Annotated in this window: 22 protein-coding genes, 1 other RNA gene and 2 pseudogenes; 11 read left to right on the plus strand and 14 right to left on the minus strand. The window is 70.1% G+C overall.

Annotation, left to right across the window (positions count from 1 at the left end; all coding sequences use genetic code 11):
• The first annotated feature begins 43 nt into the window (after positions 1-43).
• The gene (locus tag QZ607_RS02935) at positions 44-181 is read left to right on the plus strand and encodes a hypothetical protein (protein WP_295879473.1); all 138 of its coding nucleotides are present in this window, start codon (positions 44-46) and stop codon (positions 179-181) included.
• A 9-nt stretch (positions 182-190) separates the two neighbouring features.
• The gene (locus QZ607_RS02940) at positions 191-1,054 is read left to right on the plus strand and encodes a Uma2 family endonuclease (protein WP_295879475.1); all 864 of its coding nucleotides are present in this window, start codon (positions 191-193) and stop codon (positions 1,052-1,054) included.
• Between the two features lie 16 nt (positions 1,055-1,070).
• On the opposite strand, the gene pstB is transcribed toward QZ607_RS02940, so the two are convergent.
• The 6 genes and pseudogenes from pstB to QZ607_RS02965 form a co-directional block, all read right to left on the minus strand.
• On the minus strand, positions 1,071-1,934 hold the full coding sequence (pstB, locus tag QZ607_RS02945) for a phosphate ABC transporter ATP-binding protein PstB (RefSeq protein WP_295879478.1): 864 nt from the start codon (positions 1,932-1,934) through the stop codon (positions 1,071-1,073).
• An 89-nt stretch (positions 1,935-2,023) separates the two neighbouring features.
• Positions 2,024-2,830: pseudogene (gene pstA / locus QZ607_RS25795) on the minus strand (phosphate ABC transporter permease PstA); the annotation flags it as partial.
• 546 nt (positions 2,831-3,376) lie between these two features.
• Positions 3,377-3,874: pseudogene (locus QZ607_RS25800) on the minus strand (DUF3333 domain-containing protein); the annotation flags it as partial.
• Positions 3,867-5,258 (minus strand): phosphate ABC transporter permease subunit PstC, encoded by a 1,392-nt coding sequence (gene pstC / locus QZ607_RS02955; RefSeq protein ID WP_295879483.1) that lies wholly within the window; start codon positions 5,256-5,258, stop codon positions 3,867-3,869. The pseudogene QZ607_RS25800 and the gene pstC, both read right to left, overlap by 8 nt.
• A 105-nt stretch (positions 5,259-5,363) precedes the next feature.
• Positions 5,364-6,404: a PstS family phosphate ABC transporter substrate-binding protein gene (locus QZ607_RS02960; RefSeq protein WP_295879485.1), complete on the minus strand. Its 1,041-nt coding sequence runs from the start codon at positions 6,402-6,404 to the stop codon at positions 5,364-5,366.
• Between the two features lie 250 nt (positions 6,405-6,654).
• Complete coding sequence (locus QZ607_RS02965; RefSeq protein WP_295879488.1) at positions 6,655-6,993, minus strand: hypothetical protein; 339 nt, start codon at positions 6,991-6,993, stop codon at positions 6,655-6,657.
• Positions 6,994-7,289: 296 nt separating this feature from the next.
• Between QZ607_RS02965 and QZ607_RS02970 the strand changes: the two genes are divergently transcribed.
• Positions 7,290-8,651 (plus strand): glycosyltransferase, encoded by a 1,362-nt coding sequence (locus QZ607_RS02970; protein WP_295879490.1) that lies wholly within the window; start codon positions 7,290-7,292, stop codon positions 8,649-8,651.
• Between the two features lie 84 nt (positions 8,652-8,735).
• On the opposite strand, the gene QZ607_RS02975 is transcribed toward QZ607_RS02970, so the two are convergent.
• Entirely contained in the window at positions 8,736-9,398 is a 663-nt protein-coding gene (locus tag QZ607_RS02975; protein WP_295879491.1) for a hemerythrin family protein, read from the minus strand.
• A 301-nt stretch (positions 9,399-9,699) separates the two neighbouring features.
• Between QZ607_RS02975 and QZ607_RS02980 the strand changes: the two genes are divergently transcribed.
• Entirely contained in the window at positions 9,700-10,116 is a 417-nt protein-coding gene (locus QZ607_RS02980; protein ID WP_295879494.1) for a SufE family protein, read from the plus strand.
• A 614-nt stretch (positions 10,117-10,730) separates the two neighbouring features.
• On the opposite strand, the gene QZ607_RS02985 is transcribed toward QZ607_RS02980, so the two are convergent.
• The 6 genes from QZ607_RS02985 to QZ607_RS03010 all read right to left on the minus strand — a co-directional run bounded on the left by QZ607_RS02985 (position 10,731) and on the right by QZ607_RS03010 (position 17,325).
• Positions 10,731-11,375: a DUF3299 domain-containing protein gene (locus QZ607_RS02985; RefSeq protein WP_295879497.1), complete on the minus strand. Its 645-nt coding sequence runs from the start codon at positions 11,373-11,375 to the stop codon at positions 10,731-10,733.
• A gap of 113 nt (positions 11,376-11,488) precedes the next feature.
• Positions 11,489-12,748: an ABC transporter permease gene (locus QZ607_RS02990; RefSeq protein ID WP_295879498.1), complete on the minus strand. Its 1,260-nt coding sequence runs from the start codon at positions 12,746-12,748 to the stop codon at positions 11,489-11,491.
• 26 nt (positions 12,749-12,774) lie between these two features.
• Positions 12,775-14,004, minus strand: a complete 1,230-nt coding sequence (locus QZ607_RS02995; protein ID WP_295879499.1) for a UbiH/UbiF/VisC/COQ6 family ubiquinone biosynthesis hydroxylase — start codon at positions 14,002-14,004, stop codon at positions 12,775-12,777.
• 81 nt (positions 14,005-14,085) lie between these two features.
• The gene (ubiH, locus tag QZ607_RS03000; RefSeq protein WP_295879501.1) at positions 14,086-15,336 is read right to left on the minus strand and encodes a 2-octaprenyl-6-methoxyphenyl hydroxylase; all 1,251 of its coding nucleotides are present in this window, start codon (positions 15,334-15,336) and stop codon (positions 14,086-14,088) included.
• Positions 15,337-15,338: 2 nt separating this feature from the next.
• On the minus strand, positions 15,339-16,712 hold the full coding sequence (gene pepP, locus QZ607_RS03005) for a Xaa-Pro aminopeptidase (protein WP_295879504.1): 1,374 nt from the start codon (positions 16,710-16,712) through the stop codon (positions 15,339-15,341).
• Positions 16,713-16,722: 10 nt separating this feature from the next.
• The gene (locus tag QZ607_RS03010) at positions 16,723-17,325 is read right to left on the minus strand and encodes a UPF0149 family protein (protein ID WP_295879505.1); all 603 of its coding nucleotides are present in this window, start codon (positions 17,323-17,325) and stop codon (positions 16,723-16,725) included.
• Between the two features lie 167 nt (positions 17,326-17,492).
• On the opposite strand from QZ607_RS03010, the gene QZ607_RS03015 reads away from it, so the two are divergent.
• The 4 genes from QZ607_RS03015 (at position 17,493) to QZ607_RS03030 (ending at position 19,245) form a co-directional block, all read left to right on the plus strand.
• The gene (locus tag QZ607_RS03015) at positions 17,493-17,702 is read left to right on the plus strand and encodes a TIGR02449 family protein (protein ID WP_295879507.1); all 210 of its coding nucleotides are present in this window, start codon (positions 17,493-17,495) and stop codon (positions 17,700-17,702) included.
• Positions 17,699-18,025: a cell division protein ZapA gene (locus QZ607_RS03020; RefSeq protein ID WP_295879509.1), complete on the plus strand. Its 327-nt coding sequence runs from the start codon at positions 17,699-17,701 to the stop codon at positions 18,023-18,025. The genes QZ607_RS03015 and QZ607_RS03020 overlap by 4 nt, the downstream gene beginning before the upstream one ends.
• A 14-nt stretch (positions 18,026-18,039) precedes the next feature.
• Positions 18,040-18,224, plus strand: a non-coding RNA gene (gene ssrS, locus QZ607_RS03025) — 6S RNA.
• A 415-nt stretch (positions 18,225-18,639) separates the two neighbouring features.
• Positions 18,640-19,245: a 5-formyltetrahydrofolate cyclo-ligase gene (locus QZ607_RS03030; RefSeq protein ID WP_295879510.1), complete on the plus strand. Its 606-nt coding sequence runs from the start codon at positions 18,640-18,642 to the stop codon at positions 19,243-19,245.
• Between the two features lie 273 nt (positions 19,246-19,518).
• Here QZ607_RS03030 and ilvA read toward each other — a convergent pair whose 3' ends face one another.
• Positions 19,519-21,087, minus strand: a complete 1,569-nt coding sequence (gene ilvA / locus QZ607_RS03035; protein WP_295879512.1) for a threonine ammonia-lyase, biosynthetic — start codon at positions 21,085-21,087, stop codon at positions 19,519-19,521.
• 231 nt (positions 21,088-21,318) lie between these two features.
• Here ilvA and rpiA point away from each other — a divergent pair, with 231 nt between their 5' ends.
• The 3 genes from rpiA (at position 21,319) to pgsA (ending at position 24,919) form a co-directional block, all read left to right on the plus strand.
• Positions 21,319-21,978: a ribose-5-phosphate isomerase RpiA gene (rpiA, locus tag QZ607_RS03040; RefSeq protein ID WP_295879696.1), complete on the plus strand. Its 660-nt coding sequence runs from the start codon at positions 21,319-21,321 to the stop codon at positions 21,976-21,978.
• A gap of 271 nt (positions 21,979-22,249) precedes the next feature.
• Positions 22,250-24,067 (plus strand): excinuclease ABC subunit UvrC, encoded by a 1,818-nt coding sequence (uvrC, locus tag QZ607_RS03045; protein WP_295879514.1) that lies wholly within the window; start codon positions 22,250-22,252, stop codon positions 24,065-24,067.
• A 261-nt stretch (positions 24,068-24,328) separates the two neighbouring features.
• Complete coding sequence (gene pgsA / locus QZ607_RS03050) at positions 24,329-24,919, plus strand: CDP-diacylglycerol--glycerol-3-phosphate 3-phosphatidyltransferase (protein ID WP_295879698.1); 591 nt, start codon at positions 24,329-24,331, stop codon at positions 24,917-24,919.
• The last annotated feature ends 42 nt before the right edge of the window (positions 24,920-24,961 follow it).

Here is a 24,961-nt window from a genome sequence, read left to right on the forward strand (position 1 = left end):
CTGCGGCAGCAGTGTACTGCCATTGGAGCTCGGAGCCAGTGCCATGCAGCCGAATGCGATCCCCGTCGAGCACGATGCCGCGCCGCGCGGTTGGCGCGAGGTGCCGGTGCGGCGGCCGGACGGCTCGCTCGACTATCGCGAGGCGCCGCTGCCGCCGGACGCCTTTCTCGACCCGCACTAGGGCGACTACTTGATCCAGGGGACGGAGCACGCCTTTTGCGTCACTGACCTGGCCGTGCGCCTCCGTCGTCACTTCCGCAATGATCCAACGCGGGCCGTCTACAGCGATGTCAAAATCAAATGGGGCAGTCCGGGTCTCAAGGAGCCGGCCCCGGACATCGCCGTCATCCCGGACATTCGCGACCGCGACCGCCCGCGCCAAGCCTTCCATGTACCCGTGGACGGCACGGGCCCGAGCCTGGTCATCGAGGTGGTCTCGCCCTATCAGGACGGCGATGAGACCGACAAGGTCGAGATCTACCGTCGTGCCGGCGTTGCCGAATACCTGATCGTCAAGACCTTCGAGCCGCTGCGCGTGGTCAACTATTCCATCCAAGGCTACCGTCTGGTCGAGGGCGGCTATCGCCCGCTTCGCCCCGATGCCCGCGGCCGGCTGCGGAGCTTTACGACCGGACTCGACTTTGCCACCGCGCCGGGCCACCGCGGCGTGGTCATCGTCGATGCCGCCACCGGCGAGCCGCTCTTGGACGCCCACGCGCTCGAACAGCGCTGGCGGCGGGAGGCCGAGCAGCGCAAGCAGGCCGAGCAGGCGCAAAAGCAGGCCGAGCAGGTTCGAAAGCAGGCGGAGCAGCGGCAGAATCAGGCCGATGTGCGGGCCGAAGGTTTGCCCGGCGCCTGCGGGAGCTCGGTATCGACCCCGACGCGGGCTAGAACGGCTGCGCCGACATCCAGGCAGGTGGAAGTTGCTGATGGTGCGTGCGCTCGTGACACCGCTCTGAGACCCTGCACGGATTCGGCGTCGGTCGTGTCAGTGCAGCGTAAGCCCACTGCGCGTGCCCGTAACTCGTGGATTGTCGGGTTGCGCTATCGCTGACCCGACCTGCTGCTCCTCATCCGAACCGCCCCGTCACATAGGCGCGGGTGAGATGGTGCTGCGGGTCTTCGAACACCTGCCCCGTGGCGCCCACCTCCACCAGGTCACCCAAGTGGAAATAGGCCGTGCGCTGGGACACCCGCGCCGCCTGCTGCATGCTGTGGGTGACGATGGCGATGCTGTACTCCTGCTTGAGCTCCGCAATCAGCTCCTCGATGACGGCGGTGGCGATGGGGTCCAGCGCCGAGCAGGGCTCGTCCATCAGGATCACCTCCGGTGACACGGCGATGGTGCGGGCGATGCACAGGCGCTGCTGCTGGCCGCCCGACAGGCCGGTGCCCGGCTGGTGCAGGCGGTCCTTGACCTCCTTCCAGAGCCCGGCGCGCTTGAGGCTGGTCTCCACCAGCTCGTCCAGCTCTTCCCGATGGTTGGTGAGCCCGTGGATGCGCGGGCCGTAGGCGATGTTCTCGTAGACGGACTTGGGGAAGGGGTTCGGCTTCTGGAACACCATGCCCACCTGGGCGCGCAGCGGCACCACGTCGATGCCGCGGTCCAGCACCTCCATGCCGTCGAGCTTGATGGAGCCCGTCACCTTGGCCGCCGGGATGGTGTCGTTCATGCGGTTCAGGCAGCGCAGGAAGGTGGACTTGCCGCAGCCGGAGGGGCCGATCATGGCCACCACCTCGTGCTTGCCGATGTCCAGGCTCACCTCGCGGATGGCGTGGTTGGCGTCGTACCAGACGTTGACCTCCCGGCATTCCATGCGGGGCTCGGCGGCCGTGATGTCGCCGAGGGTGCCTTCGAAGGCGCGCTCGCCGTCGAAATCGCTGGCGCGCAGGTTGCCGGTGTTGGTCTCGATGGCTTCGGCTGTGGTGTTCATGAAATGTAGTAGGTAGTACGAAGTTCGAAGTACGGGTGGACCCTGCCTCAGCCCTCAGCCCTCAGCCCTCAGCCCTCAGTCCTTCCCCCTTACCATCGCCGCTCAAACCGCCGCCGCAGCAGCACTGCGGCGAGGTTCATCAGCACCAGGAAGCCGAGCAGGATCATGATGGCGGCGGAGGTGCGCTCCACGAAGCCGCGCTCGGGGCTGTCCGCCCACATGAAGATCTGCACCGGCAGCACCGTGGCGGGATCGGTGATGCCGCCGGGGATGTCCACGATGAAGGCGATGAGCCCGATCATCAGCAGCGGCGCTGTCTCCCCCAGCGCCTGCGCCATGCCGATGATGGTGCCGGTGAGCATGCCGGGCAGGGCCAGCGGCAGCACGTGATGCAGCTGCGTCTGCAGCGGTGAGGCGCCCACACCCAGCGCCGCCTCGCGGATGGACGGCGGCACGGATTTGAGCGCCGCCCGGCTCGCGATGATGATGGTGGGCAGGGTCATCAGCGTCAGCACCATGGCCGCCACCAGCGGCGTGGAGCGCGGTATGCCGAAGAAGTTGATGAACACCGCAAGGCCGAGCAGGCCGAAGACGATGGACGGCACGGCGGCGAGGTTGTTGATGTTCACCTCGATCAGGTCCGTGAAGCGGTTTTTGGGCGCGAATTCCTCCAGGTATACCGCCGCGCCCACGGCGATGGGGAAGCTGAACAGCAGCGTCAGCGCGAGGGTGTAGAAGGAGCCCACCAGGGCCGCGGCGATGCCGGCGAGCTCCGGCTCGCGCGAGGTGCCGTTGGTGAAGAAGAGCGTGTTGAAGTGGGTCTCGATGAGGCCGCGCTGGTCGAGCTGCCAGATCCAGGCGATCTGCCGGTCCGACAGGCGCCGGTCGTCCTCCGGTGTGCGCAGCTCCAGCAGCCGCCAGGTGCCGGGGGCGGCCGGGTCGGCGGTGTCCAGGCCGCTCACCACGTCCGCGCTCACCCGCGTAGGGGTGGCCTCGCGCACCTTGACCACGCCGCCGTTGACGGCGATCAGGAAGCTTGGCATCTCATCGGACAGCGCCAGTGGCTCGCCTTCGGCCGCGGCCGCGAGCTGTGCGGCGATGTCGGCGCGCTCGTTGCGGGTGCGCCCGAGCTTGCGGGTGAGCTGCGCGTTGCGGCGGTCCACGCGCTCTGCCCGGTCCTCCAGCTTGGCGCGGGCGGTGCCGTCCGCGTCCGCCATGGCGGCCTCGATGTCCGCGCGCTCGGCGGCGAGGTCCGCCAGCACCCCCTCCAGCCGGGCGATGTCGCGGTCCAGCGCGGCGGCGGTGCGCTCCAGATGGGCGCCCACGCGCGCCGTGATGAGCTTGAAGTCGTCGGCGCTGGAGGTGAGCGCAATCTCGCCGGTGGTGCCCGTGGGCGTGGCTGTGCCGGCCCCGGGCAGCTCGTCGATGGGCGTCGAGCGGCCCTTCATGAACATGTCCACGTCGTCGTCGGCGACCAGCCACAGGGTCTGCTCGGTGCCGATGAGCGCCGGGTCCCGGCGGACCAGCTCGCGCAGCTGAAGCGCCGCACCGCTGCTGATGAGTCCATGCAGGGCACGACGCTGGCTGCGCCCGGAGACGTCCGGGAACTGTGCCCGCAGCGCGTCACGCACAGGCGTGCGGAAGTCGGCCCGCACCAGGGTCTTGCGGCGCACCTCTTCGTTGGTGTCGGGGTCCGTGATGACGCCGCTCGGGTCGATGTCTGCTGCGGTGAGGGTCACCGGCAGCTGGATATAGGTCTGCCAGAAGGCGGTATAGCCCTTGCTCACGATGCTGAAGAGCAGCAGGCCCACGAAGGCGAGGCCCAGCACGACGGCGGTCAGGCCGAGGATGCGGAAGCGGCGCTCGGCGGCGTAGCGGCGCTTCAGGCTCGCGTTGACGGTATCGATGGTGCGGGCCGGTGCGGCGGCGGTGCTACTCATACTGCTCCCGGTACTTGCGCACGATGTGCAGGGCGATGACGTTCAGCGTCAGCGTCACCGCAAACAGCGTGAGCCCGAGCGCGAACGCGGCCAGCGTCTTGGCGCTGTCGAACTCCTGATCGCCCGTGAGCAGGGTGACGATCTGCACCGTGACGGTGGTGACGCTCTCCAGCGGGTTTGCCGTCAGGTTGGCGGCGAGTCCGGCGGCCATGACCACGATCATGGTCTCGCCGATGGCGCGGGAGACGGCCAGCAGGATGCCGCCGACGATGCCCGGCAGCGCTGCCGGCAGGATGACGCGCAGGATGGTCTCGGCCTGGGTGGCGCCGAGGGCATAGGAGCCGTCGCGCAGGGACTGGGGCACGGCATTGATGACATCGTCCGAGAGTGACGACACGAAGGGGATGATCATGATGCCCATGACGGCACCGGCGGCGAGCGCGCTTTCGGAGGCGACGTCCAGGCCCACGGCGGCGCCCAGGTCGCGCATGAAGGGTGCCACCGTCAGCGCCGCGAAAAAGCCGTAGACCACGGTCGGGATGCCGGCCAGCACCTCCAGTGCCGGCTTGCTCCAGGCGCGCAATGGTCTGGACGCGTACTCGGACAGGTAGACGGCGGACAGGAGCCCGATGGGCACGGCGATCAGCATCGCGATGGCGGAGATCAGCAGCGTGCCCGTGAACAGCGGCACCGCGCCGAAGGCGCCGGAGGACCCCACCTGATCGGCCCGCAGGGCGATCTGCGGGCTCCACTGGGTGCCGAACAGGAACTCGGTCCAGGGCACCCGCTGGAAGAAGAGGATCGACTCGAACAGCACCGACAGCACGATGCCGAGGGTAGTCAGGATGGCGATGGACGAGCACAGGATCAGGATGCCGAGCAGGGTGGCTTCCACCCGGTTGCGGGCACGGAAGTCCGGCGCCACACGTCGCCAGGCCCAGGTCAGACCCGCCAGCGCCACGGCCAGCACCAGCGCCCACTGGGCCGCGGTGGCGATGCCCTGCCAGTGCCGATAGCGCTCCGCGGCGGCCTCCACCGCCGGGGTCACATCGCCGGCGGTGATGCCGCCGGTGGCCAGGTTCTTGATGTCGTTCAGCAGGAGCCCGACGCGGCCTTCGGAGAGCCCGGCGGTGAGCTCGGCGGGCAGCTGCTGCACCAGGAGCGCGGTGATGACGCGCTCCTGCAGGCCGATCCACGCCAGCAGCACCACCAGCGCCGGCAGCCCGACCCAGATGGCCAGGTACCAGCCGTAGTAGGCAGGCAGGGAGTGCAGGTGCTTGATGCCGGCGGGGCCGCCGGCGGTGCGCACGGCGCGGCCGCGGCCGATCTGGAAGGCGACGGCCATGGCGGCAAGGATCACCAGAAGCAGCACCGTGTCTGACATCGGGAAAAACGGTCTAGCAGCAAATGCGAGCGCCGGCGACCGTTGGGCCGCCGGCGCGGGCTCGGGGCGCGGCAGCCGTTTTGGCTGCCGCCCGCCGGACGGCGGTTACTCCGGGCTCGACATGGGCTCCATGCTCTCCACGCGGCTGGCGACTTCGGCGCGCATGTCACCGGGCAGCGGGATCAGGCCCTTGTCGGCGAGGTAGCCCTCGGGACCCCAGGCCTGGTCGCTGGTGAACTCGCCGACGTACTCCGCGATGCCCGGCACGGTACCCACGTGCGCCTTCTTGACGTAGAAGTACAGCGAGCGCGAGACCGGGTAGTCGCCGCTGGCGATGCTCTCGAACGTGGGCGCCACGCCGTCGATCTTGGAGCCCTGCAGTTTGTCGCTGTTCTGGTCCAGGAAGCTAAAGCCGAAGATGCCGACGGCGGTCGGGTTGGCTTCCAGCTTCTGCACGATCAGGTTGTCGTTCTCGCCGGCCTCGACATAGGGGCCGTCCTCGCGCACACCGTGGCAGACGGCCTCGTACTTGTCCTCGTCCGAGTCCTTCATGGCCTTGATGAAGTCGAAGCTCTTGCAGCCCGCTTCCATGGCCAGCTCGGCGAAGGCGTCACGGGTGCCGGAGGTGGGCGGCGGACCCAGCACCTCGATGGCGACGTTGGGCAGGTCCGGATTGACGTCCTGCCAGGTCTTGTAGGGGTTCGCCACGAGCTCCTCGCCGCCCTCGGGGTTCGGCACGTCCTTGGCCAGCGCGAGCCAGACATCACGCGGGGTGAGCTCCAGCTGGTCGGCGTCTTTGGAGTTGGCCATGGCGATGCCGTCGTAGCCGATCTTCACCTCGACCACCTCGTCCACGCCGTTGGCCTGGCACTGCTCGAACTCCGAGACCTTCATGCGCCGCGAGGCGTTGGTGATGTCCGGGTGCTCGACGCCCACGCCGGCGCAGAACAGCTTCAGGCCGCCGCCGGAGCCGGTGGACTCGATCTTCGGTGTCGGGAAGTCCGTGGCGTTGCCGAAGCGCTCCGCCACGGCGGTGGCGAAGGGGAACACGGTGGACGAGCCAACGATGTTGATGGTGTCGCGGGCCAGGGCGCCCGTGGAGGCCGTGGCGGCGATCACCGCTACGGCAAGCACTTGCTTCTGCATGGTTTCGGCTCCGTTGAGAAAGGTTCGGAGCCGCCCATTGTGAAGGGCACAGGTTTACGGACTATGAAAGAACGGTTTCGATTTCGTGACAAAGCCCGGGACACTGCGCAGGTTTTCGGATCCCTGCTCGCTGCGGCCGCCGACCCCCGATGTTTGCCCAGTCTGCGGGTTGTCGCCCCGGTTATCGGCGTACACGCCGAGGCACATGCGCCCGCCCGCAGCGCCGGGCGTGGCCGGTGCCGGCGGGCCCTCAGCGGCCGTTGCGGACCTGGTCCATGGCGGCGTTGAAGAAGTCCTGGTCCTGATTCTGGCGGCAGTAGTCGCGGATGCCCTGCATGGCCGCCATCAGGTCGGAGCCGCGCAGCACATCGTCGTTCAGGGCCAGGTTCAGCGCCGAGACGAAGCCTGTGAGCCAGTCCTCGTAGCGCTGCAGCTCGGCGGCGTTGCCCGCGTCCGCGGCGATGGCCGCCGCCAGATAAGCATCGCAGCCACGCACGCCATAGCCCCACAGCGTACGCTCGGCGGCCTGCGCTGCTGCGCCGAGCCAGAGAGCGGCGCTGAGGACGGCCCAAAAGCCCGCACGGTGCATGTTCCGGCGGCCGATACGGCAGCCGATAGGGCATTGGCCCGCGCGCAGTACGCCGGCGAGCCGCCCCGGTCTGGTCCGGCAGCGGGCGCCGCCGGCTGTGGGCGGGGCAGGCACCGCAGCAGCGCCCGGCCGGGCCGGGGAGCTGCCGTCAGCCCCGATGTCGAGCGCGGTGGGCACGGATGTGCCGCTGGGGATTCTGCCGACGGTCGCCGGGCGCAATGCGGCGCGGTGCTGGTACCATTTCAAGGTTGTTCTCCGCCAGCTGGGAAACGCGGTCAGGCCGCGGTGTGTGATCCATGCGCGTGTTGATGATCTCCGACGTCTACTTCCCGCGGGTCAATGGCGTCTCCACCTCCATCCAGACCTTCGCGCGGGAGTTCGTCGGGCTTGGCCACGAGGTCACGCTGCTGGCGCCGGACTATGGCGCGGGGCAGCCCGAGCCCTTCGACATCATCCGGCTGCCGTCGCGCTATTTCTTGTTCGACCCCGAAGACCGGATCATTCGCTGGGGCCGCATCCGCCGCCACCACGCCCGCTTGGGGGCGGCCGGCTTCGACCTGGTGCACATCCATACGCCCTTCATCGCCCATTATGCGGGGCAGGCGCTGGCGCGCCGGCTCGGGGTGCCGTCGGTGGCCAGCTATCATACCTTCTTCGAGCAATACCTCGACAAATACGTCCCGCTGGTGCCGAGCGCCTGGATGCGCTACGTGGCGCGGCGCTTCTCGGCGGCCCAGTGCGGCGACGTCGACGCGCTCGCGGTGCCGTCGCAGGCCATGCTCGAGGTGCTGACGCGCTACGGCGTGCGCACCCCGGCCGAGGTGGTGCCCACCGGCATCGACCTCGGCAAGTTTCACGCCGGCGACGGTGCGGCGTTTCGCCGCCGCCACGGGATTGCGGGCGAGCGCCCGCTGCTGGTGCACGTGGGGCGGCTCGCCTTCGAGAAGAACTGCGACTTTCTGCTGCGCATGCTGGTGCAGGTGCGCGCGGCGGTGCCGGACGTGATGCTGGTCATCGCCGGCGGTGGGCCGGCCCGACGGCAGTTGGAAGCGCTGACCCGGCAGCTCGACCTCACCGGGCACGTGCGCTTCGTGGGCTATCTGGACCGGGACGGCTCGCTGGAGGACTGCTATGCGGCGGGTGACGCCTTCGTCTTCGCCTCCCGCACAGAGACACAGGGGCTGGTGCTGCTGGAGTCGCTGGCCCTCGGTACCCCGGTGGTGGCGACGGCGGAGATGGGCACCCGTGAGGTGCTGTGCGACGGTGACGGCTGCCTGATCGCCCGGGACGACGAGGCGGATTTCGCCGCCAAGACCATCCGGCTCCTCACCGACCCGTCGTTGCGGGCCGCGCTCAAGGCGCGCGCACGGCCCTATGCCGAGCAGTGGTCGGCACGGGCCATGGCCGAGCGCATGCTGGAGCTCTACGGGCGCGTCTGCGACGGCTGCGTCGATGCCGGGACGGGTGAGCGCTCGCCCGCCGCAGCCGAGCCCTGCACGGAGTTATCGCCCCGGCTGCATGCGGTCGGGCCCAGACGCGGGCCGGCGGCGGACATGCTGGAGACCGCCGAAGCAGCGACCGAGGCGGCCGCGCTGGATGCGGGTGTGGATGCCGGGCTGGTCCCCGGCGCCCGGGCGCGGCGGACCGGGACCCGCTGAGGGCTCCTGCTGCGCTCGCCCGCGGCTTTGGACCCTGCGCGCCGCGTCAGGCACGCGCAGCAGTTGGGCCTCGGTGGCGCGGGATCAGCGTGCCCGACGGGCGGTCGGACTGGCGGTTGGCCTGGCGGTTGGCCGGGCGGCGGCCCGGGAGCGGCTCGGACCAACGGGCAGCGCCGTGACGCCGTTCTCGCGCAGGTAGCAGGCAAGGCGCTTGTCCATGTCGAGCATGTGGCCCAGAAGCCATTGCTTGAGGGCCTCCAGGTCGCTCAAGCGCAGCTGCTCGTCGCCGCGGGCACAGATGTCGCGCACCAGCGCGGTGTACTCCGCCAGCATCAGGGCGTGCTCGCTGGCATGCTCGGCGGTATCCGGGTAGTGGGTCGCCCGCATCAGCGCCTCTTCGCGGGCGAAATGCTCACGCGCACGCTCGCGCAGGGCGTCCAGCCAATAGCGCAGGGCCGTGGGCACGGCGGATTCGCGTGCAGATGTCCGCAGGCCCGTATCCGCAGCATGGATGTTGTGCGCGCCGAAGCGCAGGGCCATGTGGTTCAGGATGGCGGCGAGGGCGCGATGGTCGCGGTCCAGCGCCTCGATACCCACGCACCAATGCTCGCGCCAGCGGAAGAAGGGCGCCCGCGGCTCCACGCCGGCGGGCGCTGTCTTGTGCGGCGTGTTGGACACCGGGGGCGGCGCCGTGACGGCACCCGTTGCCGCCGCGTCGAAATCGGACAGCGCGTTGAGGAATGCCATGGACGGGCTCCGGTTGGGGGCGTGCTTGAGCGGGCGCCGCGGCGACTGGCCGATGATCGCCGACGGTGGGATCCCGCCCAAGCGCCCGGAGTTCGTGAGGTCTGGTGTATAAAGGAAAGTGTAACTGATACTGTGGTTTTTACCAAGGCACCCGCGGCGCCGTTCGTCGCAAACCGATGCTTTCCGTCCCCGTTGTTGGGGATTCCCGCGAGTCGCCCCCAGAGTGCACAGGCATTGACAGTCGCACTGCTGCGTTGTGCAGTGAGATTTTGCGAGCGCCCACGAGGCCGGAGGGCAAGCCATGAAAACCAAAGATGTGCTCGACGCCTTCGAGCTGCTGGACACTTGGGAGGCCCGTTACGAATTCATCGGCGACCTGAGCCGCGAGCTGCTGCCGGTGGCCGAGCGTGAGAAGACCGATGCGAACCTGGTGAAGGGCTGCAACACCAAGACCTGGCTCACCGGTGACCTCACGGACGGTGATCCGCCGGTGATCGAGTACCGCGCCGATGCCGAAACACCGCTGGTGCGCGGCCTGGTGGCGCTGCTGCTGGTGCCCTTCCAGGGCCGCACGCCGGAGGCGGTGCTGGAGACGGACCCCCGGGATTACATCGCCAAGACCGGGCTCGCCGAGCACCTGAGCGCGAACCGCCGTGCCGGCATGGAGCATTTCATCGAGCGGGTATTTCAGATCGCCCGGGGGTTGAAGGGCGGCTGACTGGGTATGTGGTGGATGCGCTGCGCTTATGCGGGCTGACGGGCTGGGGGAGTCTCTTGTCGCCGAGTGAAACTCGGCGCCCCCAGGGCCTCTTGTCGCCGAGTGAAACTCGGCGCCCCCAGGGCGTCTTGTCGCCGAGTGAAACTCGGCGGCCCCAGGGCGTCTTGTGGCCGAGTGAAACTCGGCGCCCCCAGGGCTTGTTGTGGCCGAGTGGAACTCGGCGGCCCCAGGTGGGATGCGGTTCACTTGGCCGGCTGACTAGGGCAGCGGCAGCGCGGGCGTGCTGCCGGGCTCAGGGGAGCGCGGATCATCGCCGGCGGACTGGCGGCGCTCGCGCGAGGCGCCCTGGCCCAGCCAGTCCGGCGTGAAGGGCGCGCTGCAATGGCAGCGCCCGGCGGGGCCGAAGCGCAGGGCGCGCGCCTGCTCGCAGCGCGCGGCATCGGGGTAGGGGCCGATGAGCTCGGCGGGCTCGCCGCTGCCCGCGGCGGGCGGATGGATGTGGCAGACCGCCGCCTGGGGCGCCGCCGACGCCGCGGTCAGCAGCAGGAGCGTGCACGCTGTGACCTGGGCTCGGGCGATCTGGGTCTGGCGCCCGGGCAGAAGACGCGGCGGGCTCAGGTCTCTTCCTCGTAGGGGCTGACACGCACGGCGTCGATGCGGTAGCCGGCGCTGCCGAGGTCGCTGTCGAAGGTCTCGATGTGCATGACCCCCTCCACCCAGACGGTGTCGAAGAGCTCGCCGCGGTAGGCGCCGCCCTCGCTGGTGACGACATAGACGGTCTGGTTCGGCGGCGGCGGCGGCACGTGGATGCAGGCGCCGAAGTAGGGCACCAGCAGGAATTCGCGGATCTCCCGCGCGTCCGTGGTGAGGGGCACCACGAACCCCGGCAGCTTCACGCTGTGGCCGTCCAGCTCCGGCACCACGGGGGCTTCTGCCCAGAGGGTGTCGAGCTTGTCCATCAGGGCATCGGCGCGGGGGTCGTCGTCGTCGATATTGCCCACGTCGTACTCTTCGAACAGCTTGTCCGGGCGCCAGTCCGCCGGGATCAGATCGTCCCACTCCAGTTCAGGCCCGTCCGCGAGCACCGCAGGTGCGGGCTCCGCCGCCAGCTCTTCGGGGCTCAGGCGACCGCCGTCCGGCACATCGCCTGATTCGGATTGGCTCGCGTCGCCGGTGTCGTCGCCGCAGCCGGCGAGGGCCAGCGCGAGCAGCAGGAACAGCGCCCAAGGGCCTGGCATGGGGGTGTGGTCTGACTTCATCGGCGGTCTCTGTGGCAAATGACACGCAGGGCATTGCGCCTGCGGCGGGCTCGAAGATGGGGGCGGCAGCGCGGTCAAGGGAGGGCCGGCTGTGACGGCTTCCGGCGGCGGCGTCAGACGCGGATGGAGAGTCCGTCGGTGAGCGACATGCGATACGCCCGCCAGCCGGGCAGCACGCCCGCCAGCACCCCGGCGCCGAGCACCGCCCCCAGCAGGAGCCATTCGCGCAGGCTCGGCGCGCCGAGCTCGATGAAGAGCCCGAGCCAGGACGCCAGCATGGGCTGGGCTGCGGCCAGCAGCAGGTACAGCAGGCCGATGCCCGCGGCGAGGCCGAGCAGGGTCAGGAAGGCCGCCTCGCCGACGATGAGCGCCAGTACCTGCGCCGGCCGGGCGCCCACGGAGCGCAGAATGGCCATCTCCCGGCGGCGCTCGTTGAGGCCGATCAGGAGTGCCGTCAGCATGCCGATGAGCCCCACCAGCACCACGCAGGCGGAGACCACCAGCAGGGCGTTCTCCGCCACCCCCACCAGGGACCAGAGCTCCGCCAGCGCCACGCCGGGCAGGATGGCGAGCAGCGGCTCCTCCGGGTAGTCGTTGACCCAGCGCTGCACGCCGAAGGTGGCGATGCGCGACTCCAGCCCCACCAGCACGGCGGTGATGGCCTCGGGGGTCAGGTCCATGCGGCGGGCCTGCTCGGGGCCGATCTCGACGCCCGGCACCGGGGCGCCGCCGCGCCAGCCGAGATGAATGGCCTCGATGGCCTCCAGGCTCACGTGCACCGTGCGGTCCACCGGGGTGCCGGTGCGGGCGAGGATGCCGGTGACACGAAAGGGCTTGTCGTCGTGGCGGGCGAAGGCCACGTCTCCGGCGCCGTGGGCGATGGTGAGCGGATCACCGAGGCCGTAGCCGAGCTGCTCCGCCACCTCCGCCCCGAGCACGGCGTCGAAGAGGTCGTCGAGCCAGGTCCCCTCTGCCAGGGCCAGCGGCTGATCGCGGCCGTAACGATAGTGCGTGAGATACGCATCCGTCGTGCCCAGCACGCGAAAGCCGCGGTGCGAGTCGCCCAGCGACAGCGGCACCGTCCAGGCCACGCGCGGCTGGGCGGCAAGGTCCTGGTAGCTCTCCCAGGAGATGTTGTTGGTGGCGTTACCGATGCGGAACACGGAGTACAACAGCAGCTGGACCGGCCCGCTGCGGGCGCCGACGATGAGATCGGTGCCGGTGATGGTGCTGGCGAAGCTGTCGCGGGTCTCGGTGCGCAGCCGCTCCACCCCCACCAGCAGCGCAACGCTGAGCGCAATGGACGCGAGCGTCAGGAGCGCCGTGGTGCGGCGGTTGAGCAGACTCTTGAGCGCCAGTGACAGGATGGCCATAACCGCTTCTCGGCGCCCGGCTCCGCTCAGCTGCGCACGTCCGCCCGCGCCAGTGTCGGCAGCTCCTCGCCGAGCCCCAGCGCCTGGCGCATGAAGGCCTTCTTGAGCGGCCCCAGGTGGTCCGCGGTGAGCAGCCCCAGGTTGCGTGCCGCCACCAGCGGCGGGATGCGGTTGCCGAAGGCCCGCTTGAAGGCATCCATGGCGGCGAGCATGAGCAGGTTGTCACCGCGCCGGGCGCGCTCGTAGCGGCGCAGGGTGGCGAGCCCGCCGATGTCGCGCTTGTGGCTGCGGGCGTGCTCCAGGGCGTCGCTCAGTGCGGCGATGTCGAGCAGGCCCAGATTCACCCCCTGGCCGGCCAGCGGGTGGATGGCATGTGCTGCGTCGCCCACCAGGGCCGCCCGCGAGCGCACATAGCTCTTGGCGTACTGCATCTGCAAGGGAAAGGCCGCCCGCGGCCCAACGGAGAGGATGGGTCCCAGGCGCTCCTGGAAGGCGCGCTCCAGCTCGGTGGTGAAGGTGGCATCGTCCATGGCAAGCAATGCCTCCGCGCGGCCCTCGTCCGCCGACCAGACGATGGAGCAGCGCCCGTCCGCGAGCGGCAGGAAGGCCAGCGGCCCCGTGGGCAGGAAGCGCTGCCAGGCGGTCTCGCGGTGCCAGTGGGCGGGCTCGACGTTGCAGACGATGGCGCGCTGGTCATAGCCCCAGCCGCCGGTGGCGATGCCGAGCACGGTGCGCACCAGGGAGTCGCGGCCGTCGGCGCCGACGATGAGCTTGGCATCCAGCTCGCTGCCGTCTGCCAGCACCACCCGGGCACCGGCTTCGGTGATGCTGAGCACCTCCACCTGGGCAGGGCAGAGCAGGGTCACGTCGTCGTGCGCCTCCAGCAGCTCCCACAGGGCGAGGCGGGTGACCCGGTTCTCCACGATGTGGCCCAGGTCGGGCTCGCCGAGGTCGGCGCTGTCGAAGTGGATGGAGGCCCCGCCCACGGCGTCCCAGACATGCATTTCGCGATAGACGCTGACACCCAGCGCCTGCATGCGCGGCCAGGCGCCGAGACGCTCCAGGATGCGCTGGCTCGCCCGGCTCAGCGCCGACACACGCAGGTCCACCTCGCCGCTGGGCCACTCGCGCTGGGGCGGCGCGCCGTCCAGCACGGCGATGCGCCAGCCCCGGCCACGGCAGGCGCAGGCAAGGGCTGCACCCACCATGCCGCCGCCGAGGATGATGATGTCGAACTGTGCGGATTCCTGAGCCATGTGTGTTGTTCGGGGCGTGCGTTCTTGGAGAAATCAAGGGCGGGGGGTAGAGGGGCGCTCCTGAGCCCTCAGCCCTCGGCCCTACCGCGAAGCGGCCGGCAGCCCGCGCGCGAGCCGCGGCAGCCGCCCGCCCAGGCCCATGAAGCGGCGGGCCAGGGCGTGCCGGGCCGTTGGGCAGAGGTCGAGCGCCAGCATGCCGGCGTCGCGTGCGGCGCGCACCGGCGGGAAGGGGTTCACGAACAGCCGTGCCAGCGTGTCGGTCACCAGGGCGACGCTGCGCTGATCCGGCCCGCGGCGCTGGCGATAGGCGTTGAGCACCGCAGGCCCACCGGGGTCGCGGCCCGTGACCTGTGCCTCCGCCAGCAGGTCGGCGAGCTCGGCCACGTCGCGCAGCCCGAGGTTGAAGCCCTGCCCCGCCACCGGGTGCAGGGTGTGGGCGGCATTGCCCACCAGGGCCACCCGCGGGCGGGTGATCTGCTTGGCGAGCACCAGCCGCAGCGGATAGGCGATGCGCCGCCCGGGCCTGGTGAGGGTGCCGAGCCGGCGGCCGCAGCGCTGCTGCAGGGCGGCGAGGAAGGCGTCGTCGTCCAGCGCCAGGATGGCCGGCGTGTCGCGCTCGTGCGCGGTCCAGACCACGGACCAGCGCCCGCCCGTCATGGGCAGCATCGCGAGCGGCCCGGAGTCCGTGAAGCGCTCGAAGGCGACGCCCGGCTGCGGGTCGAGCGGCGTCACCGTGGAAATGACGGCGTCATAGCCGTAGGCATGCTCACGGGCGCCGAGCTTGAGGCGCCGGCGTACGCCGGAGTCGCCGCCGTCCGCCGCCACCACCAGGCGCGTGCGCAGCAGCCGGGAGACGCCGTCCACCGCCACCTCCAGGTCTGCATGGTGCTGCATGACCCGCAGCCCGCCGAGGCGCGCGGGGCGCAGCAGCTCGACGCCGTCCGCCTGCGCCAGGCGTCCCTCCAGGGCCGCGCCGATGGCCCGGGCCGGGGCGACATAGCCCAGGGCGGCCACGCCTTCGTCATCGGCATCCAGGTGCGCAAAGCCCCAGTGCCCGCGGTCGGACACATGCACCCGGCGAATGGGCTCGGCGGCGTCGGCGAGGTCCGGCCAGATGCCGAGGCCCTCGAAGATGCGCCGGCTCGCCAGGGACAGGGCGATGACCCGCTCGTCGTATTGGGCCGGCGGCGGGGTGGCGGCCGCGGCGCCGCCGGGTGCCTGGGGGGTGACGGCCTCCACCACGGCCACCCGCAGCCCGCTGCCGGCAAGGGCGCAGGCCAGGCTGCCGCCGACGAGGCCGCCGCCGACGATGACCAGATCGTAGTCCTGCATGCTCAGGGCTCCCGGTGGGATTGGGGGGTGGTTGCGGGTGCGGACTCGGGGCCGCCTGCGGCCATCAGGCGCTCGATGGCCTCAACGTCCTTGGGCACGTCGCGGGAGAGCACCTCGTGACCGTCCGCGGTGACCAGCACATCGTCCTCGATGCGAATGCCGATGCCGCGGTACTCGGCCGGCGCCTCGGCGTCCGGCGCCACGTACAGGCCGGGCTCTACCGTCAGGACCATGCCGGGCGCGAGCGGGCGCCACTTGCCGTCCTGCTTGTAGCTGCCGACGTCGTGCACGTCCATGCCGAGCCAGTGGCCGGTGCGGTGCATGTAGAAGGGCTTGTACTTTTCGTCCTTGATGAGCTGGGGCACGTCGTCGCGGCTGCCCTCGATGAGGCCCAGGTCCACCAGGCCGCGGGTCAGCACCTTGAGCGCCGCTTTGTGCGGGGCGTCCCAGCGCTTGCCCGGCTTGACCGCGGCGATGGCCGCCCGCTGCGCCGCGAGCACCAGCTCGTAGAGGGTGCGCTGGGGGGCCGTGAAGCGCCCGTTCACCGGGAAGGTGCGGGTGATGTCCGAGGCGTAGCCGTCCAGCTCGCAGCCGGCGTCCACCAGCACCAGGTCGCCGTCGCGCAGGGTATCGGCGTTCTCCACGTAGTGCAGCACGCAGGCGTTGGCGCCACCGCCGACGATGGGTGGGTAGGCCTGGAAGCGGGCACCCCGCTCGGCGCAGGCGTGCAGGAAGGTTGCCTCCAGCTGCTGCTCGCCGAGCCCGGGCCGGCAGGTCTGCATGAGCCGGCGATGGGCCGCGGCGGAGATGCCGGCGGCCCGGCGCATGGTGGCGAGCTCGCGCTTGCTCTTGATGAGCCTGCGCTCGTGCAGCAGGGCATCGGAGGTGACCAGCTCCGTGGGGGCGCTGACCCCCTTGCGGGCCTTGCCGCGCACGGCCCGCAGCCAGCCCATGACTTTGAGGTCGAAGTCCGCATCGACGCCGAGCGGGTAGTACACGCGCTCACGGTCGGCGAGCAGCTCCGGCAGCTTCTCGTCCAGCTCCGCCAGCGGATGCGCGGCATCGGCATCGAAGTGCTCCACGGCGCCCTCGGTGCCGAAGCGGTAGCCGTCCCAGACCTCGCGCTCCGGGTCCCGCGGGCGACAGAACAGCACCAGCTCGCCCTCCTTGTGCTTGGGCGCCAGCACGGCCACGGCGTCCGGCTCCGGGAAGCCCGTGAGCCACGCGAAGTCGCTGCTTTGGCGGAAGGGGTAGTGCACGTCGCGGTTGCGCGTTACCTCGCGCGCGGCGGGCACGATGAGCACGCCGTCGGCACCGATGGCGCGGGCCAGATCACGGCGGCGGCGCTTGAGCTCTTTGGCGGTCTTCGCAGGCATGGCAGCTCCCTCAGGCGCGGCGGGCCGGTGTGTCCTGCTCGCGCAGCAGCAGCGCCGCCACGCGCAGGAACTCCAGCACCTCGGTGAGGGCGTCTTCGTGCTCGGCGCTGTCGTCGAGGTCGTCCAGGTCCATGCGCGTGATCTCCATCAGGTCGTCGAGCACCTCACGCGAGTCGGGGGACAGGCGTGCCTGGTCAAGATCGGCGATGCCGAGACCGTAGAGCAGACCGCGGGTCCAGGCGTGCACCGCGGTGGCGCGCTCGCGCAGGGGGCGGTCCGCCGCGGGCAGCAGTGGATGGAAGGTCTGCTCGGTGCTCGCCAGCGCCTGGTCGGTGGCATCCGCGAGTGCATCCAGCGCCCGGTGCCGTGCGGGGGCGTCTGCATCCTCGGCGGCCGCGGCGCTGCCCGCGTCTCCCGTGGGCAGCAGCTCCGCGAGCCAGCGCTTGCGGGGCTCGGTGGCGCCGCTCGCCAGCAGGCCGCAGTAGATGCCGTGCGCCTCGGCCGCGGAGCAGGACAGCGTGCTCGGCGCCAGCAGGCGCTCCAGCTCGTCGTGGTCCGGGGCGGCGCTGGGTGGGGCGCTGGGCAGGGTGGTCTGGTCGGGCTCTTGCATCATCACAGCGTGGGGCGGTGCAGTCGGTCTGCCATTATGACGGTTCCGCGGCGTCGGCCGCGAGGGGCCGGGCGGTCGCTGGGGCAGGTGGGCGTCAATTGACCCACTGGCGGCCCGATCATATAGTGCGGCGCCAGTGGAACAGCGGCTTGCGGCGGTGGACGGGTGTCATGGCTGAGTTCGATCTTGAGCGGTTAGAGCGGCAGGTGGACGATTTGCTCCGCCAGGTCGAGCGGCTGCGCGACGAAAACGCCTCCCTGCGCGCGAGTCAGGAACATCTGGTGGCGGAGCGCGCCGACCTGATCGAAAAGACCGAGCTTGCCCGCAGCAAGGTGGAGGCGATGGTGGCACGGCTGAAGTCGATGGAGGAGCAACTGTGAGCGACGAATCCATTCCGGTCACCGTGCAGATCCTGGACAAGGACTACCGCATCGCCTGCGCGCCGGGCGAGGAGCAGGGTCTCATGGAGTCGGCGCGCCTGCTCGATAAGCGCATGCGCGAGGTGCGCCAGAACGGCCGGGTCATCGGGGCCGACCGCATCGCGGTGATGGCCGGGCTGAACCTCATCTATGAGCTGATGCAGCGCAACGCCAAGGCGGCGCTGGACATCGAGCGCCTGGCACGGCTGCAAAGCCGCATCGACGAAGCGGCGGGGACGGGCGGAGCGACGGCCGGGGTGGACGCCCCGGGCGATTCCGTATAGCCTGTGTCCCACGACATCCCCTGCGGTATCCGACAGCGGCCCGGGTATTTTCTTGAGCCTAATCCGTACCCTGGGGACGCGCCGCGGAGGCCGGTGTGCAAGTCCGCCATGAGCGGAAAGCCTGAGGCGCCCGTACTGCGTCCCCCCTTGAACCGCTTGGTTCAAGAACGAGGGCTGCATCGCTACAGGTGGGGGATGTCCCTCTTTTTTTGCGCTCCTTTGTTGTGCGTCCTGATCGCGTCCTGACCGCGCGCTGATCCAGGCCCGCGGCGGGCTTCTCCTCGCCAGCCGGCAGTCTGATCCGTCCCCTGCGACCTGATCTCCTGCGGCCCCCGCCGAAGTGTCGGGCGCGTCGATGTGCAAGCTCTCTTCCACGCTGTCCGCACGCCGCTGAAGGGCGTTGCTGAGCGCGTATATGAAGGCGCGCCGCCACACTCGGGTAGGCCGACCTGGGTGCGTCGACTTCAGTCGGTACCCTGGGGCCGGCGGACTTCAGTCCGCCGACGGCAAGGGATCGCCGGCCTCAGGTATGCCACGGCGTTGCAACAGCGAATCGCGGGCTCGGCTGAACGGACGCCGAGCCGATCTCCAGACTGCCCTGCCATGATCTCACCTTGACCGAAGCCATCGACAGCCCACGGGCGCTGCGGCGCCGGCTGCGTACAGCCCGCCGCGCGCTGGACAGCCGCAGCCAGCGGGCGCACGCGCAGGCCATTGTCCGCAACCTGCTGCGGGCGCGCCTGCTGCAGGGCGCGAAGCGCGTCGCCCTGTACGTGGCCGCCGACGGCGAGCCAGACATCCGCCAGCGCCTGGCGGGCCTGCCGGGTCGTGGCCGGCGCTGGTATCTGCCGGTGCTGCGCGGTCATGCCGCCGGGCGCTTGTGGCTTGTCCGGCATCGCCCCGGCGAGCCCCTGCGGCCCAACCGCTTCGGCATCCTGGAGCCCGTGCGCCGGCACCGCCGCATTCAGCCGATGCATGCCCTGGACCTGATACTGGTGCCGCTGGTGGGCTTCGATGCCGCCTGTAACCGCCTCGGCATGGGCGCGGGCTTCTACGACCGCAGTCTGGCTCCGCTGCGCCGGCGGCAGCACTGGCGCCGGCCGCGCCTGGTGGGCATCGCGCATGAGTGCCAGCGTGTGGAGCGGTTGGTGCCGCAGCCTTGGGATGTGCCCTTGGATGCGGTTGTGACGGAGAGTGGGGTTTATCGGGCTGGGGGCTGAGTGCTGGGGGACTGGGCGCCGGCCGCTGCACTGCTGCCGTGGGAGCGACCTCTGGCCGCGACACCTTGCGCTCGCGCTCGGATCGCGGCGGGGATGTCGCTCCCACGCGCCCCGCTGCGCGGCATGCGCCGAAATGCGCCCAATGCCGCCATCCGGATCGATCTGGGGATCGATGCCGAGATTAAGGGCTCTTGGCCCACGGCTGTCAGACTTGTCCTCGCCCGTCGCCCGTCGCCCGTCGCCCCTCGCCCCTCGCCCCTCGCCCCTCCAGCTTCAGGCTTCGTCCCCGTTGCCGGCACTTGCGAACAACCGATAGGCCGGGTTCTCCGTCTCTTCCCAGAAGCGATAGCCGATGCCGGTGAGCAGGCGGTGGAAAGCGTCCCGCTCCGCCTCCGGCACCTGGACGCCCATCAGCACCCGGCCGTAGGCGGCGCCGTGATTGCGGTAGTGGAACAGGCTGATGTTCCAGCGTTCGCCGAGGCTGGACAGGAAATTCAGCAGCGCCCCGGGCCGCTCGGGGAACTCGAAGCGGATCAGGCGCTCGTCGGCCACCGCCGGCGCATGCCCGCCCACCATGAAGCGGATATGCAGCTTCGCGGTCTCGTTGTCGCTCATGTCCAGCACCGAGAAGCCCTTGGTCCGCAGCCGCTGCACCAGGTCGGCACGCTCGTCGGCGCCGCCCGCGAGCTGCACGCCGGCGAAGACATGGGCCTCCCGATGGTCCGCGTAGCGATAGTTGAACTCCGTGATCTGGCGCTTGCCGAGCGCACGGCAGAAGGCGAGGAAGCTGCCCGGGCGCTCCGGGATGCCCACCGCGAGCAGGGCCTCGCGGCGCTCGCCGAGCTCGGCGCGCTCGGCCACGTGGCGCAGGCGGTCGAAGTTGATGTTGGCGCCGCTCTCGATGGCCACCAGGCTCAGGTCCCGGGCACCCTCCCGGGCCACCCAGTGCTTGAGCCCCGCCACGGCGAGCGCCCCCGCCGGCTCGGCGATGCCGCGGGTGTCGTCGAAGATGTCCTTGATGGCTGCGCAGAGCGCGTCCGTGCTCACCAGCACCACCTCGTCCACCGTCTCCCGGGCGATGCGGAAGGTCTCCGCACCGATCTGCTTCACCGCGACGCCGTCGGCGAAGAGCCCCACCTCCGGCAGCATCACGCGGCGCCCCGCCGCCATGGCCGCATGCAGGGTGGGGGCGTCTTCGGGCTCGACGCCGATGATGCGCACCTGTGGATACACATACTTGACATAGGCCGCCACGCCGGCAATGAGCCCGCCGCCGCCAACGGGCACGAAGATGGCCGCCGGCGGCTCCGGGTGCTGGCGCAGGATCTCCATGCCGATGGTGCCCTGACCGGCAATCACGTCCGGGTCGTCGAAGGGGTGCAGAAAGGTGAGCCCGCGCTCGGCGATGAGCTGCTGGGCATGGGCATTCGCCTCGTCGAAGGAGTCCCCGTGCAGCACCGCCTTGGCGCCCCAGCCCCGCACCGCATCCACCTTGATGGCGGGGGTGGTGCGGGGCATCACGATGGTGGCCTCGTAGCCGAGCTTCGCGGCGCCCATGGAGACGCCCTGGGCATGGTTGCCGGCTGAGGCTGCAATGACACCGCGGGCGCGCTGCTCGGGGCTCAGGTGCATGAGCTTGTTGTAGGCGCCCCGCAGCTTGAACGAGAACACCGGCTGCAGGTCCTCGCGCTTGAGCCACACCTGGTTGCCGAGGCGCTTGGAGAGCAGCTTGGCATGGGTCAGCGGCGACTCTGTGGCGATGTCGTACACGCGTGCCCGCAGGATCCGCTCGATGTAAGTCTCCGGCATGGTCTCTTGTTTGGCTGCTTTGGATAGGGGCAAGGGGCGATGGGCGATGGGCGAGGGGTAGTGGCGAGGAGCTGGGAGCGAGGGAGCGACGAGCGGGTGTTCGGACCTGCACCCTGGGTCCCCAGCACCTCGTCACTCGAACCTCGTGACCCGCAACTCGAAATTCCACCAACACCGACCGCCGGTCCGCCTCTGCTATCATCGCCCATGTTGCAACGACCCAACACCCAGGTGGGTCCTTATCATCAGAAAGGGGACAGGCTCATGGACCAGGATGCGCTCAAAAAGCAGGCCGCAGAAGCGGCGCTTCAGTACGTGGAGGGGGGTGTCATCGGCGTCGGCACCGGCTCCACGGTGAACCATTTCATCGACTTCCTCGCCACCGTCAAGGGCCGCATCGACGGGGCCGTCTCCAGCTCCGAGGCGTCCAGCGAGCGCCTCAAGGGGCACGGCATCCCGGTGCTGGACCTGAACGCCGTGGGCGATCTGGCGCTCTATGTGGACGGTGCCGACGAGTCGAACAAGGATCTCGCCCTCGTCAAAGGCGGCGGCGGTGCGCTCACGCGCGAGAAGATCGTCGCCGCCGCCAGCGAGCGCTTCGTCTGCATCGCGGACGCCTCCAAGCTGGTGGACGTGCTGGGCGCCTTCCCGCTGCCGGTGGAGGTGATCCCCATGGCCCGCAGCCTGGTGGCCAGGCAACTGGTGAAGCTGGGCGGCACCCCCGTGTGGCGCGAAGGCTTCGTCACCGACAACGGCAACGTCATCCTGGACGTGCAGGGGCTTCAGATCCTGGAGCCCAAGGCGCTGGAGCAGCAGCTCAACAACCTCCCGGGCGTGGTCACCTGCGGCATTTTCGCGCTGCGCGGTGCGGATGTGCTGATCCTCGGCGCCGAGGGCGGCGCGCGGACGCTGGAGAAGGGCTGAGGGCGAGCCGGCTGCCGGGGGGCGGCGATCCCGCCGCCGTCGGCAACGGCGCCGCTCGCCGCCGCACCCCGATGCGCGTCCTTTGAGCCACCGGCGCCGGAGGGCTCATGGAGCCCCTGCTGCATCCGGCGGTGGTACGGCGCTGAGCGGTTGAGTGCGGAGTACGAGGTACGTCGTACGGGGCGCGGCTGACCAGATATCCGGCTGCGCGGCGTTACCGCGGCGCCGTCCGTACCCCCCGTCCCCCGTACTCCGAGCTCCGTACATCCCCATGTCCTTCGACCACCGCGCCGCTGTCAAGCAGATCCCGTCCCAGCCCGGCGTCTACCGCATGCTGGACGCGGCGGGCACCGTGCTCTACGTCGGCAAGGCCAAGGACCTGAAGCGGCGGGTGTCGAGCTACTTCACCCGCGGGCTGAATGCCCGGCTGGTGGTGATGGTGAGCCAGATCGCCGACATCCAGGTGACGGTGACCCGCACCGAGGGCGAGGCGCTGCTGCTCGAGAACAACCTGATCAAGGCGCACAAGCCGCGCTTCAACGTCCTGCTGCGGGACGACAAGAGCTATCCCTACATCCGGCTCACGGCGGGCGACACCTTCCCGGGGCTCTACTTCTACCGCGGCCCGCGGCGCGGTAAAGCAGACAAGTACTTCGGCCCCTATCCCAGCGCCTGGGCCACCCGCGAGACCCTTCAGCTCCTGCAGAAGCTGTTCCCGGTGCGCCAGTGCGAGGACACCTTCTACAGCACCCGCACCCGGCCCTGCCTGCAATACCAGATCAAGCGCTGCACGGCGCCCTGCTGCGGCTACATCTCGCCCAAGGACTATGCCGAGGACGTGGCCCACAGCATCAAGTTCCTGGAGGGCCGCACGGATGAGGTCATCGCCGAGCTCGGCGCGCGCATGGAGCAGGCCGCCGAGGGCCTGGAGTTCGAGCGCGCGGCGCGGCTGCGGGATCAGATCGCGACGCTGCGGCGCATCCAGCAGAAACAATACGTCGCCGGTGACGGCGGCGATCTGGACATCGTCGCTGCCGCCGAGGCGGGCGGGACGGTGTGCGTGCAGGTGTTCTTCATCCGCGCCGGGCGCAACCTGGGCAACAAGGCGTTCTTTCCGCAGGTGCCGGAGGCCTCCGGGCTCGCATCGGTGCTGTCCGCGTTCCTCGCGCAGTTCTACGGCGACAAGGACATCCCGCCGGAGCTCCTGGTCAACGTCGAGCCGGATGAGCGCGAGTTCCTGGAAACCGCCTTCAGCGAGCAGCAGGGCCGCCGCGTGGCCATCCGGCATCGCCTGCGCGGCGACCGCGCCCGCTGGCTCCAGATGGCCGCGGACAACGCCGAGGTGGCGCTGCAATCCCGCCTCGGCAGCCGCGCCGGCTATGCCCGCCGGCTGGAGGCCCTGCGCGATGCGCTGGACCTGGACGAGCTGCCGGCGCGCATGGAGTGCTTCGACATCAGCCACACCCGCGGCGAGCTGACGGTGGCCTCCTGCGTGGTGTTCGACGCCGAAGGCCCGCGCAAGTCCGACTACCGCCGCTTCAACATCGAGGGCATCACCCCCGGCGACGACTACGCAGCCATGGAGCAGGCGCTGAGCCGCCGTTACAAGCGCGTGCAGAAGGGCGAGGTGCCCATGCCGGACCTGCTCTTCATCGACGGCGGCAAGGGCCAGCTCGGCGCCGTGCGCGAGGTGCTGGCGGAGCTCGGCGTCACCGGCCTCAGGCTCGTCGGCGTCGCCAAGGGTCCGGACCGCAAGGCCGGCGCCGAGCAGCTGTGGCTGCCGGAGCGCCGCCAGCCCATCATCCCGGGGCCGGACTCACCGGCGCTGCACCTGGTGCAGCAGATCCGCGACGAGGCGCACCGCTTCGCCATCACCGGCCACCGCCAGCGCCGGGATAAGGCCAGGCGCACCTCGGTGCTGGAGGGCATCCCCGGCGTCGGCCCCAAGCGCCGCCAGAGCCTGCTCAAGGCCTTCGGCGGGCTGCGCGGATTGACCCGCGCCGCGCCCGAGGACATCGCGCGGGTGGACGGCATCAGCGCGGAGCTGGCGCAGCTGATCCATGATGCGGTGCGCTCGGATAGCGGCTAGCTTCCTCTGAGGGAGTGCAGGAGTGCAGGAGTGCAGGAGTGCAGGAGTGCAGGACTCGGAAGAACGCATTGATATCGGTGGATGGTGCGGTGCACTTATGCACTTTGTACTGTTGCACTTCACGACCTAGCCTCGCGCATCCGCCTGCCTCGCAAAGCCTTGCGGCTCATCGGCGAGCATCGCCAGTTAGAATGACCCGTCCCGCCGTCCACCCCGCCGGCAGTCTGCCGTAGATCATCCCGCCGGAGGAGCCCCGCCTTGATCTGGAACATCCCGAACGCCCTGACCCTGCTGCGCATCGCGCTGATTCCGGTGTTCGTGGTGATCTTCTACCTGCCCGTACCCTGGGCGCGGCCGGTGTGCGCCCTGGTGTTCACGCTGGCGGCGCTGACGGACTGGCTGGACGGCTGGCTTGCGCGGCGCTGGGGGCAGACCTCCCCGCTCGGGGCCTTTCTGGATCCGGTGGCGGACAAGCTGATGGTGGCCGTGGCCCTGGTGCTGCTGGTGCAGGCGGAGCCGAGCATCTGGCTTGCGCTGCCGGCGGCGGTGATTATCGGCCGGGAGATCACGGTGTCGGCGCTGCGGGAGTGGATGGCGGAGATCGGTGCCCGGGCCAAAGTGGCCGTGAGCATGGCCGGCAAGCTCAAGACCACGGCGCAGATGGTCGCCATCGTGCTGTTGATCCTGGGCGGGACGGTGCCAGGGTTCCCGGTGACGGCGCTCCCGGTGTCGAGTCTGGGGCTGGTGCTGCTCTACGTCGCCGCAGTGCTGACCCTGTGGTCCATGGTGCTGTACCTGCGCGCGGCCTGGCCGAGCCTCACCGGTTCCGGACTGCCGGCGCGCAAGGGCTGAGCAGGCGCCGAAGCGGGTCTGCCAAGCGCCCCTTATGGCGCC

Source organism: uncultured Thiohalocapsa sp. (assembly GCF_913063425.1).
In the GTDB taxonomy this organism is placed as follows: domain Bacteria; phylum Pseudomonadota; class Gammaproteobacteria; order Chromatiales; family Chromatiaceae; genus Thiohalocapsa.

Coding starts and splice junctions, on each gene's coding strand:
- QZ607_RS02960 (WP_295879485.1), bottom strand. CDS start 6,404: ATGCAGAAGCAAGTGCTTGCCGTAGCGGTGATCGCCGCCACGGCCTCC.
- QZ607_RS02985 (WP_295879497.1), bottom strand. CDS start 11,375: ATGAAGTCAGACCACACCCCCATGCCAGGCCCTTGGGCGCTGTTCCTG.
- pstB (WP_295879478.1), bottom strand. CDS start 1,934: ATGAACACCACAGCCGAAGCCATCGAGACCAACACCGGCAACCTGCGC.
- QZ607_RS02995 (WP_295879499.1), bottom strand. CDS start 14,004: ATGGCTCAGGAATCCGCACAGTTCGACATCATCATCCTCGGCGGCGGC.
- QZ607_RS02975 (WP_295879491.1), bottom strand. CDS start 9,398: ATGGCATTCCTCAACGCGCTGTCCGATTTCGACGCGGCGGCAACGGGT.
- QZ607_RS02990 (WP_295879498.1), bottom strand. CDS start 12,748: ATGGCCATCCTGTCACTGGCGCTCAAGAGTCTGCTCAACCGCCGCACC.
- uvrC (WP_295879514.1), top strand. CDS start 22,250: ATGTCCTTCGACCACCGCGCCGCTGTCAAGCAGATCCCGTCCCAGCCC.
- QZ607_RS02935 (WP_295879473.1), top strand. CDS start 44: ATGCAGCCGAATGCGATCCCCGTCGAGCACGATGCCGCGCCGCGCGGT.
- QZ607_RS02980 (WP_295879494.1), top strand. CDS start 9,700: ATGAAAACCAAAGATGTGCTCGACGCCTTCGAGCTGCTGGACACTTGG.
- ubiH (WP_295879501.1), bottom strand. CDS start 15,336: ATGCAGGACTACGATCTGGTCATCGTCGGCGGCGGCCTCGTCGGCGGC.
- pstC (WP_295879483.1), bottom strand. CDS start 5,258: ATGTCAGACACGGTGCTGCTTCTGGTGATCCTTGCCGCCATGGCCGTC.
- pepP (WP_295879504.1), bottom strand. CDS start 16,712: ATGCCTGCGAAGACCGCCAAAGAGCTCAAGCGCCGCCGCCGTGATCTG.
- QZ607_RS03010 (WP_295879505.1), bottom strand. CDS start 17,325: ATGATGCAAGAGCCCGACCAGACCACCCTGCCCAGCGCCCCACCCAGC.
- QZ607_RS02970 (WP_295879490.1), top strand. CDS start 7,290: ATGCGCGTGTTGATGATCTCCGACGTCTACTTCCCGCGGGTCAATGGC.
- QZ607_RS03015 (WP_295879507.1), top strand. CDS start 17,493: ATGGCTGAGTTCGATCTTGAGCGGTTAGAGCGGCAGGTGGACGATTTG.
- rpiA (WP_295879696.1), top strand. CDS start 21,319: ATGGACCAGGATGCGCTCAAAAAGCAGGCCGCAGAAGCGGCGCTTCAG.
- QZ607_RS02965 (WP_295879488.1), bottom strand. CDS start 6,993: ATGCACCGTGCGGGCTTTTGGGCCGTCCTCAGCGCCGCTCTCTGGCTC.